The following is a 13,305-nucleotide window of genomic DNA, read 5'->3' as shown; positions in this document are numbered from 1 at the left end:
GACTGCCACCCTTTTCTGAGCGTGGTGGTTGCCGGGGTTCGCCGTTCGGGGTTGACCGTGGCGAAGCCATCCTGGGCGGCTTGTGGGGGAACAGGTGCCCGCGGCTTTCGGAGCGAGAACCGATAGAGCTTGCGTACGCTTCCGGCCCGGACCCAAGAATGGGGGACCAGGCGACTATGCTGCTGTTGCGTTAATCCGGTTGAATTGTTGCCGCGGTTTTGCTATATTTGACCGTGGCTTGCAAAGGGTAGGAGGTCAGAGATCGTCGGCAAGCGTCGCTTCTCCTACGTGCTCTATAGCCTGCGCCGAAGGGTGACCATCCGAGTGGTGGTGTTGGTGGTTGCCATCGCGCTAGTGGGCGGCTCACTGGCCCTGTGGGCCGAGCAAGGGCGCAACAGCGGCTTGAGCACCCTGCAGGATGCGATGTGGTGGACGGTGGTCACCATGATGACCGTGGGCTATGGTGACCGCGTTCCCATCACGCCTGCGGGCAGGCTGGTGGGCGTCCTGGTGATGTTCTCAGGGGTGGCGGTGATCAGCCTGTTGACGGCGGCCATTTCGTCCACACTTGTCACACGAAGGTTGAGGGAGGCAAGAGGATTGCAAAGGATACGGGCGCGTAACCACCTGCTCATCTGCGGCTGGTCAAGACACGTGGAGGAGCTGCTCCGGCACCTGCGCGACGACCTCATCGCCCATGGCCGCACCGTCGTGCTCATCAACGACCTGCAGGAGGATGCGGTAGAGAACCTCCTTTTCCGTCATCGGGACATTGATATCAAGTACGTGCGCGGTGACTTTGCCGACGAGACCATTCTGCGCCGCGCGAACGTGGAGGCCGCTTTCGCTGCCGTGCTGGTTCCGGATACCCTGGGCCGCGCACCAGGCTCCCCGGACGAGCGGACGGTGCTTGCTACGCTGACCATCAAGGCGATAGCGCCGGAGGTGAAGGTTCTCGCCTACATTCTGGACGCGCAGAATGAGCCACACCTGCGCCGCGCCAATGCCGATCGCATTGTGATCGGCGACGCGCACAGCAGTTTCTTCTTGGCAGCGCATGTGGCCATGCCCGGCGTTCCTGAGATGCTCGATGCGCTGCTCGGGGAAAGCAGGGGCATGCGACTGGTCCGCCAGTCAGTGCCCGGTGGCTTTGTCGGCAAAACCTCCGGCGAGTTTGCTCGCCACTTGCGCGAAAGCAAGGGTGCCCTGCTGCTGGGCTTTATCAGCGAAGAGCAGGGGCTGAACTTGGAGCAAGTGCTGGCCGGCGACTACTCAGCCATCGACGATTTCATCCGGCGCAAGCTGGAAGAATCGTGCAAAGGGTTGGGGAGACGCCCCAGGGTGGAGGTCAATCTCAATCCCCCGGATTCCTACATTATTCAGGAGCGCGATGTGGCGGTGACCATCGCACCGGTAGAGGAGGGGTGAGGTGTCCAGAAGTAAACGCAAGGCCGCAGCGATTGGGCCGGAAAGGCTCGCCGCCTTTCCCATATTCGAGGGAATGAGCTCGGCGCAGTTGGCGCGCCTGTGGGAGATCGTCGAGGTCAGGGAGTATCCGGCTGGCGAGGTGATCGTTCAGGAAGGAGAGAGCGGCGATGCTCTCTATCTTCTCTTAGCTGGCGAGGTCGAAGTTTCTAAGAGCCTGACCCTCATGGTGGCGCGCGGGAATGTGGACACCCGCGACAAGGCCCTGGACCGGCTGTCCGCGGCGCAGTCGCCTTTTTTCGGCGAGATGGCGCTCCTGGACGATAGCCACCACCGCACCGCTACGGTGCGCACGCTGACGGAATCTACGCTGGGTTTGCTGCGCCGCAAGCCTTGTATGACCCTGTGCCATGAGGACCCCTCCCTCGGTTTCCTCTTGATGCGCAACATTGCTTCGACTTTGGCCACGCGCTTGGACAAGGCGAACAAGGATATTCTCAAGCTCACCACTGCCTTCAGCCTTGCGCTGCGGGAGTGAGGCGGTAACTGGTTCATCGAGCTATCCGGAGACAGAATGACGCAACAGGCTATGGACAAGGTTTACGACCCGAAGAAGGTAGAGGCCAAGTGGTACCGATTCTGGGAGCAGCACCGTCTGTTCCACGCCGACGCGAATTCGAGCAAGAAGCCCTATGTGATCATGATCCCGCCCCCGAACGTGACCGGCATGCTCACCCTGGGGCACGTCATCAACAATACCATCCAGGATATCCTCATCCGCTGGAAAAGGATGGAGGGATTCGAGTGCCTGTGGCTACCGGGCACTGACCATGCGGGCATTGCCACCCAGAACAAGGTTGAAGAAATGCTCGCCAAGGAAGGGCTGACGCGCTACGATTTGGGCCGCGAACGGTTTCTCGCCCGCGTCTGGGAGTGGAAGGAGAGGTACGGGGGCATTATCCTGGAACAGTTGCGGAGGCTTGGCGCTTCATGCGACTGGGAGCGTGAGCGCTTCACCATGGATGAAGGGCTGAGCGCCGCGGTGCGCGAGGTCTTTGTCCGGCTTTACGAGAAAGGGTTGGTCTATCGCGACCGCGCCTTGATCAACTGGTGCCCGCGCTGCAAGACGGCCCTGTCCGACGAAGAGTCACCGGGCAAAGAGGTGCCCGGCAAGCTCTGGTCCATCGCTTATCCCCTTGCCGACGGCGATGGCGAAATCGTCGTGGCTACTACGCGCCCGGAGACGATGCTGGGCGATACAGCCGTGGCCGTACACCCAGCCGATGAACGCTACCGCCACCTTGTCGGGCGCTACGCGATTCTGCCTCTGTTGGGACGCCGCATCCCCATCATCGCCGACGAACATGCCGATCCTGAAAAGGGGAGCGGCGCCGTGAAAATCACCCCGGCACACGATTTTGATGATTTCCAGGTGGGACTGCGCCACCACCTTCCGCAAGTGGTGGTGATCGATGAAGACGGCAAGATGACCGAAGAGGCTGGGCCCTACAAGGGGCTCGACCGGACGGAGGCCCGTGCGCGCGTGCTCAACGATCTCGAAAAGCAGGGACTTTTGCGGGGAGTCGAGGAGCAAATAACGCCGATTCCTCATTGCTACCGGTGCGACACCGTGGTGGAGCCGGCCTTGTCCACGCAGTGGTTCGTGCGCATGAAGCCTTTGGCGGAACCGGCAATCCGCGTGGTGCGCGAAGGGAAGATCCGCTTTCACCCGGCGCAACACGCAGAGACCTACTTCCACTGGATGGAAAATGTGCGGGACTGGTGCATCAGCAGGCAAATTTGGTGGGGGCATCGCATTCCGGTGTGGTACTGCGAGCACCAGCACGTAGTGGTGAGCCGCTCCGAACCGAGCAGCTGCCCAGAATGCGGCAGCCACAGCCTGCGCCAGGACGAGGACGTGCTGGACACGTGGTTTTCCTCTTGGCTCTGGCCATTCAGCACCTTGGGCTGGCCCGAGCGCACCCGCGATCTTCAGGTCTTTTTCCCCGGCGACACGCTGGTCACCGCGCCCGACATCATCTTCTTCTGGGTCGCCAGGATGATCATGGCGTCCCTTGAGTTCATGGGGGACATCCCCTTCCGCGATGTCTACTTTCACAGCGTGGTGCGCGACCCCCAAGGCAGAAAAATGTCCAAGTCCCTGGGCAATTCCCCGGATCCGCTCTGGCTCATCGATGGCGCCAGTGGCCCGGAGATCGCGGAGTTTGCCAGGAAGAATCCCTCCTATGCGAAAGGAGTTCCTGCCTACGGTGCTGACGCGCTGCGCATTTCCATGGTCTACCTGACCCCAGTCGGCGGAAGCATCCGTTTTGACCATACGCTGGTGGAGTTTGGGCAAAAGTTCGCCAACAAACTGTGGAACGCTGCGCGCTTTGTGCTGATGAACGTACGCCCGGAGGACCAGCCCCTGCTGCTTGAAGAGCTCGGGCCGGAGGACCTGCTCCAGGTGGACCGCTGGATCCTCAGCCGGCTACGCGCCACAGTGGAGGCCGTGCGCAGCGCACTGGATGAGTTTCGCTTCAATGATGCCACGCGAGTGTTGCACAAGTTTGTCTGGGGCGAATATTGCGACTGGTACGTGGAGTTCGCCAAAGAGCACCTGGACCCCTCCGCCGAGCCGAAGCGGCGACAGGTAACCCTTTCGGTGGCTCTGGCCGTCCTGGAACGCATTCTGCGCCTGGCGCATCCTTTTATGCCGTTCATCACCGAGGAGATTTGGCAGGCCCTGCCGGCAAAATGCCGACGCGCGCAAGGGGTGCCGAGCATCATGGTACAAGCGTACCCTCGGCCTGAGGAGACGCCATCTGACGGCAAGGCGGAAGAGGAGGTCGCCTTAGTGCAGGAAGTGATCAGTGCCGTGCGCAACATTCGTGGAGAGATGCGCGTGCCTCCCCAGGCGCAGCTCAAGCTTATCGTGCACGGCGCCAATCCACATCAGCGGGCCCTGTTGCAGCACAGCTTGCACTATCTTGAGCGTCTGGCGCGGGTAGAGGAGCTGTCCTTTGACACCGTCAGGCCGCGCGCTGCGGCAGGGGCCGTGGTGGCAAATATGTCCCTTTTTGTGCCTTTGGAAGGCGTCATCGACCTCGAGCTGGAGAGAGCGAGGTTGAGCAAGGAGATCGAACGCGTGGAGGGACAACTGCAGACCCTCAACGCCAGGTTGAGCAATCGTGATTTCTTGGCGCGTGCGGGCCAAGAAGTGGTGGAGCGCGAACGGCAGAAAAAGAGCGACTTTGAGGCGCGTCTGAGCAAGTTGCAGGAGTGCCTGAGTAGCCTTGGCTGACCGCAGCCGTGCATGTGCTTTTCCAAGCAGGAGGATGAGGCGATGAAGCCCGCATACCTGGTGGCAGCAGTGACCGCGTGCGTGGGGCTATCGGCTGGGCTTGCCCAGCAGAAGATTTCCACGGCGGTCACGGTCTACAACAACGATCTTGCGCTGGTCCGAGAGGCGCGTTCGCTGGAACTGGGCAAGGGCAGCCAAGAAATTCGCTTCGTGGATGTGGCGGCGCGCATTGACCCCACTTCGGTGCATTTCAAGTCCTTGACCGCGCCGGAGGCAGTGGAGATTCTTGAGCAGAACTTCCAGTATGACCTCGTGGGTACGCAGCGGCTCCTGCAAAAGTACGTTGGCGAGCAGATTGCGGTGAACACCAAGGATGGCCGTTCGTTCAAAGGCCGCCTTCTGAGCGCCTCGGGCGATGCCATCTTGCAGCGCGCGGATGGGTCAGTGGATGCTATCTCCAGCTCGGCCATCGAGACGATGAGCTTCCCGGCATTGCCCGCCGGCTTGATCCTCCGCCCCACGCTCGTCTGGCTGCTGGACAACAAGAAGCCTGGCACGCACAAGGTGGAGCTGAGCTACCTCACAAGTGGCATGCGCTGGCACGCCGAATACGTGGGTGTGAGCAAGCAGAACGACACCATGCTCGAGCTTGCCGGTTGGGTCTCCATCGAAAACACGAGCGGCGCTACCTATGAGAACGCGCGATTGAAGTTGGTGGCGGGCGACGTGCATCGCGCCGGGGAACGCGTGCGCTCTCGCGCCATGGTCAAGGAAGAGGTGATGTTAGCCTATGCCCCTGAGCCACAGTTCCAGGAAGAAGAGCTCTTCGAGTACCACCTCTACACCCTGTCGCGGCCGACGACCATTCGTGACTTAGAGACCAAGCAGCTCTCCCTGTTTCCACCGGTGGCCACTGGCTGCAAGCGGCTTTACCTGTACGATCCCTCGGTGGACAAGAAGGTGCGAGTCAATCTGGAGTTTCTCAACAGCAGTGAGCAAGGGCTTGGCATGCCTCTGCCCAAGGGGAAGATCCGCGTGTACAAGGAGGCTGGTGACCAGGCCTTGGAATTCATCGGCGAAGACTGGATTGACCACACGCCGAAGGACGAGCGGGTGCGCGTCTTCCTCGGGAACGCCTTCGATATCGTGGTGGAACGGACGCAGACGAGCTCCCGCAAGTTGGGGGAGAAAAGCCGCGAAGAGTCCTGGCAGGTGGCCATTCGCAACCACAAGAAAGAGGCAGTCACGGTGACGGTGGTGGAACACGTCTGGGGCGACTGGGAAGTTCGCGAGAGTTCACATCCCCATCGCAAGAAAGATGCCTACACCATAGAGTTCGACGTCCCAGTGAAAGCTGACGCGCAGGGGACACTCACGTACACGATTCGGACCCGCTGGTAGGAGCGCCCATCGGCTACGGCCATGCCTGCACCCGACAGGCACGTGGATAAACAGGTTCCTCCGCTGGAGAGCTCGGTGCAATATGTGCGCGGGGTGGGGGAGGCGCGTGCCTCCGCCCTGCGCTCGGTTAATGTCCACACCGTTGAGGACTTGCTCTACTACTTCCCGCGCCGTTACCTCGATCGCAGCACAATCAGCCCCATTGCCAGTCTCAAACCAGGGATGACCGCCACTATCGTGGGCAAGGTCGAATCCGTGCAAATGATCCGCGGACGGCGGCCGCGCGCAGTGGCGCTGATCGGCGACGCCACCGGCTTCCTGCAAGTCGTCTGGTTCAACCGTGCTGAATACCTCGCCAAGCTCTTCCGCCCGGGGGAGGTGGTCGCTTTCTCCGGAAAGGTGACAAGTTACGGTGGCCTGCAGATGGTGCACCCGGAGTACGACCACCTCTCCGATGAGGGCACCACCCCGGCTCTGCACACCGGGGCCATCATTCCGCTCTACCCTTCGTCTGAGGCATTAGCCCGCAGGGGCCTGGATAGCCGCGGTTTCCGACGCATCCTGCGCAACGCATTGGACAGTTATCTGGACTCGGTGGAGGAAACCCTGCCGGAGGAAATCCTCGGACGGCAGGGTCTCATGTCGCTCCGCGAGGCGTTGGAGAACATCCACTTTCCGCGGGATCGCGCTGCCCTGACTCTTGCGCAACGTCGCCTCAAATTTGACGAGCTGTTTTTCCTGGAACTGATGATCGCCTACCGTAAGAGGCGCCTCGGAACGGTCGGCCCGGGTATCGCATTTGCCCGGGTGGGCGAAAAGACTCGCCAATTGGTGGAGCGCCTGCCGTTTCAGCTCACGGAGGCGCAAAAGCGCGTGCTGCGCGAGATCCGCGAGGACATGCGCCGGCCGCAGCCCATGAACCGCCTGCTGCAGGGAGACGTGGGCTCCGGCAAGACCATCGTCGCCCTGACCAGCATGCTCATCGCTGTGGAGAACGGCTATCAGGCCGCCCTCATGGCGCCCACCGAAATCCTGGCCGAACAGCACTATCTCACCATCCGCGATTTTCTCCGCGACCTTGGGGTACGGGTGGAGCTCCTCATTGGCGGGCAAAGCAGAACCCTTCGCCAGCAGCTCTTGGAGGACGTTGCCCAGGGGAAGGTGGATATCGCTGTTGGCACCCATGCGCTCATCCAGGAAGGGGTGCAGTTCGCCAACCTGGGCTTTGTGGTCATTGACGAGCAGCATCGCTTCGGGGTGATGCAGCGCGCCACCTTGCGGCACAAGGGGCAAAACCCAGACGTGCTGGTGATGACGGCAACCCCCATCCCGCGCACCCTTTCGCTCACCGTCTACGGCGATTTGGACGTGAGCGTGTTGGATGAGCTGCCAAAGGATCGCAAGCTGGTCAAGACCTATTGGCGCACCAGCGACAAGCGCCCCGAAGTCTATCAGTGGCTCCATGACAAAGTCCTGGCAGGTGCGCAGGCCTACATCGTCTTTCCGCTTGTGGAAGAGTCGGAAAAAGTCGACCTGAAAGCCGCCACCGAGAGCTTTGAGCAGCTTGCCAGCGGCTTGTTCTCGGATGTGCCAATCGGTTTACTCCATGGGCGCATGCGTCAGGAGGACAAGGACCGCACCATGATGGAGTTCAAGCGGGGGGAGCTGCGCGTACTGGTCTGCACGACGGTCATCGAAGTGGGCGTCGACGTCCCGAATGCCACCATCATGGTCATCGAGCATGCTGAGCGGTTCGGGCTCCCCCAGCTTCACCAGCTGCGCGGGCGCGTCGGCCGAGGGGCGGAACAGTCGTACTGCATTCTCCTGGCCTATCCGCCCATTTCCGAAGAGGCGCGGACGCGCCTGGAGACCATCGCCAAGGTGACCGATGGCTTCCGCATCGCGGAGATCGATCTGAAGTTGCGCGGGCCGGGCGAACTCTTCGGCACTAAGCAGCATGGCCTGCCCGAGATGAAGATTGCCAACCTGGTCGACGACGTGGAGATTCTGCTGAAGGCCCGCGACGAAGCCTTTGCACTGGCCGCACGCGACCCGCAACTGCTCCACAGTGAAGACCAGGGTGTGCGATCCTACTTCCTCAGGCACTATCGCGGCAAGTACGGCTTGGCCGACATCGGCTGAGGCAAATGGGAACCCGAGGTGCGGCATGGAGCGTCTCAATACACGGATCACAGTGCATGCGGCATGGGGGCCGTGCAGGGTGACAATCTGGAGGTTGCAAGAGGAGGGATGGCATGGCAGAGCAGTTCACTCGTGAGCAGATGTTCGAGGCACTCTTTTTCAATCTGGTGATGATGTTTCACACCTCGGCGATGCAATATATGGGCAAGCTCAAGAATCCGCTCACCGACAAGATCGAGCGGGATCTGGTGCAGGCCCAAATGAGCATAGACATGCTGGATATGCTGAAAGCAAAGACGAAAGGGAACCTCACCGATAACGAGGCCCGGTTCCTCGACCGCATGATCAGTGAGCTGAAGCTCAACTACGTGGACGAAGCGGAAAAGGACCGCAAGGCACAGGAGCAGCAGGCCACTGGGAAGACGGAAGGCGAAACGAAAGAATCTGCCTCAACAGGCGCGGAGAAGACAGCTGAGGAGACAGAACCGCAAAGCCGCCAGAGCGAGGATCAATGAGGTGGCGGAAACTCTTCCCCCGGCTGCGGTATGAGAGCCTCAAGCTGGGAGGAGAAGACAGCTAAGGCGTTCTCGTCCCATAGACAGAAGACAATGCGCCGGAGGCCAGTAGCGCCCGCTACATAGTCCCGCACCGCGCTCAACATGGCCCGGGCGCAGAGCTCCATCGGGCAGCCGAATACGCCGGTGCTGATGGCTGGAAAGGCGATGCTCGTCAGGCCGTGGGCATCAGCTAAGCGCAGGCTGGCGATGGTGGCGTCGCGCAGCTTGCGCTCCTCCTCGCCTGACCCCATGACCGGACCGACGGCGTGGATCACGTAGCGAGCCTTCAGCGCACCGCCGGTGGTGATGGCAGCAGAGCCGGTGGGTACGCGACCGCGGGTGCGCACCCAGGCGTTGCTCTCGTCCTGGATGATGCGGCCGCCCTTACGCACGATCGCGCCAGCCACGCCCGCGCCGTGAGCCAGATGCTCATTGGCGGCGTTGACGATGGCGTCGGTTGCCATCTCCGTGATGTCGCCGCGCAGGAGCTCGATCTCGGTCTTGTGCCACCGTCTGACCATCCTTACGCCCTCCGGCAGGCCTCACGCCAGCACCAGGCGATGATAGCGTTTCTTGCCGGCCCGCAGCATGAGCATCCCCTCGGTAAAGTGTTCGTGACCGACTCTGAGTTCGAGGGAGTCGATGGGCTGCTGATTGAGGTAGGCGCCTCGCTGTTCGATGAGCCGACGCGCCTCGCTGCGTGTGCGGGCCAAGCCGACCTCGGTCAACAGCTCAACAATCCAGATGCCCTGGTCCAGGCGTTCGCGGGCGATGGCCGTTGTGGGAATCGCCTCTTCGGAAGCTATGCCTTCGCCCCGGGGTACGGTACTCGAAGGCAAAAGTTCAGCAGGGATGATCCGCGCGCCGAAGGCACTTGAAGCGGCGCCAAAGGCGCGGCGTGCCTCCTCCTCGCCGTGCGTGATTTTCGTTGCCTCATAGGCCAAGACGACCTTGCACAAGTTCAGGTCCGCCCCTGCAAGGCCCTGTATCTGCTCGATCTCCTGGAGCGGGAGGAGGGTAAAATAGGCTAAGAACCTCGCCACGTCGCGGTCGTCGACGTTGACCCAGTACTGGTAGAACTCATACGGCGACGTCTTGCGCGGATCAAGCCACACTGCCCCGCGCGCTGTCTTGCCCATCTTCTCGCCGGTGGCGGTGGTGAGCAGCGGGAAAGTCACGCCCTCCACCTGGGCGGATTCTAAACGGCGAATGAGGTCGACTCCTGCAAGAATGTTGCCCCATTGATCGTCCCCACCCATTTGTAAGGTGCAGCCGTAGCGCCGGAACAGGACGAGAAAGTCGTACGCCTGGAGAATCTGGTAGTTGAACTCGATGAACGATAGGCCGGTCTCCAGCCGCTGACGATAGGCTTCCGCCGTCAACATGCGATTTACGCTGAAGTGGCGGCCGATGTCGCGCAGAAACTCGATGTAGTTGAGCGGCGACAGCCACTCGTAGTTGTCTACCGCGATGGCGCCACCATCGGAGAAATGCAGATAGCGATCCAGTTGCGCCCGTATCGCCAAGCCGTTGCTGTGGATGCGCTCTCTGCTCAACATCTGCCGCATCTCAGTCTTGCCGCTGGGGTCGCCCACCATGGCAGTGCCGCCGCCGATCACGGCAATAGGGCGATGACCGGCCCGCTGCACATGTACCAGCGCCATAATGGGCAGCAGGCTGCCCACGTGCAGGCTGTCCGCAGTGGGGTCGAAGCCTATGTAGCATGTCACCTGACCCGCCTCGAACATGGCGCGGACTGCAGCTTCGTCAGTCACTTGAGAGACAAAGCCTCGTTGCTTCAGAACCTCGTACGCGTTGTTCTGTTCCGTTCTCATCCCAGCCTCTGGTTACAGCTTGATCCGGTACTTTTCCTTCAGTTCTCGTTGCGTATCCCGTTCAACATCACGGCGTGTGATGTCCTGGCGGCGGTCATACTGGCGTTTGCCGCGCGCCAGGGCAAGCTCCACTTTGGCCCGGCCTTTCTTGAAGTACATCCGCAAGGGCACAAGCGTTAGTCCTCGCTCCTGAACTTTGCTGGTCAGGCGCCGAATCTCCTGGCGATGAAGCAACAGCTTGCGTGGCCGCACCGGGTCATGGTTGTACACGCTGCCGTGGTCGTAGGGGCTGATGTGAGCATGGAAGAGCCACACTTCCCCGTCCTTGATCGCAGCGTAGCTGTCCTTGAGGTTGGCGCGCCCGGCTCTGAGCGATTTCACCTCTGTGCCCTGCAAGGCGATGCCTGCCTCGACCGTCTCCAGGATGATGTAGTCGTGCCTTGCCTTGCGGTTGGTGGTGATCAGTTTCTCGTTCATCTCTGCTTCGCACTGGCTAGTGGTGGGGTGCGCCTTCCTCTGCGGCCGCGGCTGTTCGCAGCTTTCTCCTGTCCGCTCTGCTCATATGCTTTACCCGCGCACTCCGGGCACAACGCATAGTCGAGCTGGGCGGAAGTGTGCGCGCTGAGGTAGGCCTCAACCTGGTGCCAGTACCCCTTGTCGTCTCGAATCTTCTTGCATGACGGACAGATGGGCAGCAAGCCTGTGAGCGTCTTGACCTCACTGAGCGTCTGCAAGAGCTGCCCGATGAGACGCTCCCGCTCGGCATCTGCCAGGCGATGTGCGGTCAGATCGCTTGCGATCAGGTACGTCCTGACCTTGCCGCGATCCTTGCAGTGGACGTACCGGCTGCGGACAAACTTGCGGCTCCCGTCCTTGGCCACGATCCAGTATTCCAGCTCCAGTTCTCGCCGACCGAGGCGCTGGGCCTCCTCGACTATCGTGCGCACCCGTCCCTGCTCCTCCGGAGCCGCACAGTGGAGGAGCATCGCGGGCTCCAAGCCCTCTGCCGGAAGGCCAAATATCTCCAAGAGGCGAGGGTTGGCATAGACGAGCTTGTCGTCTTCAATGACGGCCAACCCCTCGTTTAGGTTCGTGGCCATGAGGCGAAGGCGTTCCTCGTTGCGTCGCAGCGCATCTTCCAGAGTGTGATGCTTGATAGCCAAGGCCAGAGCCCCGGCGATATTGCTCACGCGTGCTACCTCAGCTTCGCTGAACGCCGTACCCCGCGAAATCGAGATGACGCCCACATGCTCCTGACCGCAGATCAACGGCATGTTGATGGCGGGCGGGATTCCCAGCAGCTGACGCAGAATAGGAAAACTCTTACGCTTTACGCCCGCCCCGAGGGCCAGCTCCGCCAAGAGCGCGTCGGCTTTCTCCTCGTCGGCCAGGACTTGCGGGCGGTCGCCGAAAAGCGCGGCGCGCAAGACAGGCGAACACTCCAGGTCCACCTTGACCGAGGGGAGCGGGCGCCCGATGGCCTCCTCAATCCTCCGTGCTTGGGCACGGGTGAGCATCCGCTTGTCCCAGAGGAGATAGCGTCCGTCCTCGCTGCGCAACAAGATGGTAGTCATCGTGCAGCCGAAGCTGCGCATGAGGCCCTGCGCGCAGATGTGCAGCACCCGGTGAATGCCGGCGCCGGCCGCAATCGCGCCGTTGATGCGCGCGACAAGGGCAAGGTCTTCGGTTCTTTCCTTTGCCGTCTGTTCGGCACGTTTCTGCTCCGTGACGTCGCGCCCCACCGCCTGCATCCCGGTTAAGCGCCCACGCCGGTCGAAGAAAGCGCGGGTGGTCCATTGCATCCAACGCTGCTCGCCTTTGGCGTTGAGCACGATGTGTTCGTGGGTGAGCGTCGGCCGCGAGGGGCGCAGGGCCGCAAAGTGATCCTGCGCCTCTCGGAGCTGGTGCTCAGGCATGGTAGGCAGGAACTTGGTGCCGACCAGTTCTTCGGCTTGCTTGCCGTAGTAGCGGCAGTAGGCCTCATTCACGAAGAGGATGGTGCCGTCAGCCGAGCGCCGGCAAATGAGTTCGGTCTGGTCCTCGACCACGGCACGGTACCTCTCTTGGCTCTCGCGGAGTGCAGCCTCCGCCCGAAGCCTCTCGGAGATGTCGATTGCGGTAAACTCCAGCAAGGGAATGCCCCCGATGGTGACCCTCCTCACCTCGCATTCGATGTGGTGGAGGCCGCCATCCACGTCGATGACACGGACGATGCCGTGGCGACGGGGTTCAGCGGCGGAGGCGTTCCCCAGGGATGCCTGAATGCGGGCGCGGTCGTCCGGGTGCACGTGGGCGATAAGATCCTCGCCGCGCATGCCTAAGAGCCTTTCCGGAGCACAGCCAAGAATGCGCGCGAGCGCCTCGTTGGCCAGCAGGAGTTGCAATGGCTGCAAGGATAGCAGAGCCACGCCGAAGGGCGACTGCTCCACAAGCGTCCGGTACTTCGCCTCGACGTCGCGAAGGGTGCGCTCGGACCTCTTCTGTTCGCTGATGTCGGTGGCGACAACCAAGACCGCGCGGTTCCCCTCGTGCTCCACAGGAGATATGCTCACAAGAACATCCAGCTGGTGCCCGGCAGGGGAAACCATCGTGCATTCCAGGCCTCGCCGCTCATTTCTGCGCTGTGCCGCGGCAAGGGATG

The 13,305-nt window shown here is 61.6% G+C and carries 10 protein-coding genes; 6 read left to right on the top strand and 4 right to left on the bottom strand.

From position 1 onward, the window contains the following. Nucleotides 1-312: 312 nt before the first annotated feature. From H5U38_05690 to H5U38_05665, 6 genes are all read left to right on the top strand, one after another. Nucleotides 313-1,428 carry an NAD-binding protein gene (locus H5U38_05690; protein ID MBC7186508.1) on the top strand — a complete coding sequence of 372 codons (1,116 nt, stop codon included), beginning with the start codon at nt 313-315 and terminating at the stop codon, nt 1,426-1,428. A 1-nt stretch (nt 1,429) separates the two neighbouring features. Continuing rightward, complete coding sequence (locus H5U38_05685; protein ID MBC7186507.1) at nt 1,430-1,963, top strand: cyclic nucleotide-binding domain-containing protein; 534 nt, start codon at nt 1,430-1,432, stop codon at nt 1,961-1,963. Nucleotides 1,964-1,999: 36 nt separating this feature from the next. Further along, on the top strand, nt 2,000-4,729 hold the full coding sequence (locus tag H5U38_05680; GenBank protein MBC7186506.1) for a valine--tRNA ligase: 2,730 nt from the start codon (nt 2,000-2,002) through the stop codon (nt 4,727-4,729). Nucleotides 4,730-4,771: 42 nt separating this feature from the next. Then, on the top strand, nt 4,772-6,130 hold the full coding sequence (locus H5U38_05675) for a DUF4139 domain-containing protein (GenBank protein ID MBC7186505.1): 1,359 nt from the start codon (nt 4,772-4,774) through the stop codon (nt 6,128-6,130). A gap of 21 nt (nt 6,131-6,151) precedes the next feature. Beyond that, nucleotides 6,152-8,272 (top strand): ATP-dependent DNA helicase RecG, encoded by a 2,121-nt coding sequence (gene recG, locus H5U38_05670; protein MBC7186504.1) that lies wholly within the window; start codon nt 6,152-6,154, stop codon nt 8,270-8,272. Nucleotides 8,273-8,385: 113 nt separating this feature from the next. Then, entirely contained in the window at nt 8,386-8,787 is a 402-nt protein-coding gene (locus tag H5U38_05665) for a DUF1844 domain-containing protein (GenBank protein ID MBC7186503.1), read from the top strand. Here the strand turns inward: H5U38_05665 and H5U38_05660 are convergent. Genes H5U38_05660 through H5U38_05645 form a run of 4 tightly spaced genes read right to left on the bottom strand, consistent with a single transcriptional unit; the run spans nt 8,781 to nt 13,216 of the window. After that, nucleotides 8,781-9,350: a macro domain-containing protein gene (locus H5U38_05660; protein MBC7186502.1), complete on the bottom strand. Its 570-nt coding sequence runs from the start codon at nt 9,348-9,350 to the stop codon at nt 8,781-8,783. The genes H5U38_05665 and H5U38_05660 overlap by 7 nt on opposite strands. A 21-nt stretch (nt 9,351-9,371) precedes the next feature. Then, nucleotides 9,372-10,664, bottom strand: a complete 1,293-nt coding sequence (locus H5U38_05655; GenBank protein ID MBC7186501.1) for a tyrosine--tRNA ligase — start codon at nt 10,662-10,664, stop codon at nt 9,372-9,374. Nucleotides 10,665-10,676: 12 nt separating this feature from the next. Then, the gene (smpB, locus tag H5U38_05650) at nt 10,677-11,141 is read right to left on the bottom strand and encodes an SsrA-binding protein SmpB (GenBank protein ID MBC7186500.1); all 465 of its coding nucleotides are present in this window, start codon (nt 11,139-11,141) and stop codon (nt 10,677-10,679) included. After that, nucleotides 11,138-13,216 carry a PAS domain S-box protein gene (locus H5U38_05645; protein ID MBC7186499.1) on the bottom strand — a complete coding sequence of 693 codons (2,079 nt, stop codon included), beginning with the start codon at nt 13,214-13,216 and terminating at the stop codon, nt 11,138-11,140. Before H5U38_05645 ends, smpB begins: the two co-directional genes overlap by 4 nt. Nucleotides 13,217-13,305 lie beyond the last annotated feature (89 nt).

This window comes from Calditrichota bacterium, assembly GCA_014359355.1.
In the GTDB taxonomy this organism is placed as follows: Bacteria; Zhuqueibacterota; Zhuqueibacteria; order JANLFK01; family Oleimicrobiaceae; genus Oleimicrobium.
Note: the sequence above shows the minus strand (reverse complement) of the source record. Positions and strands in the feature narration are given on the sequence as shown.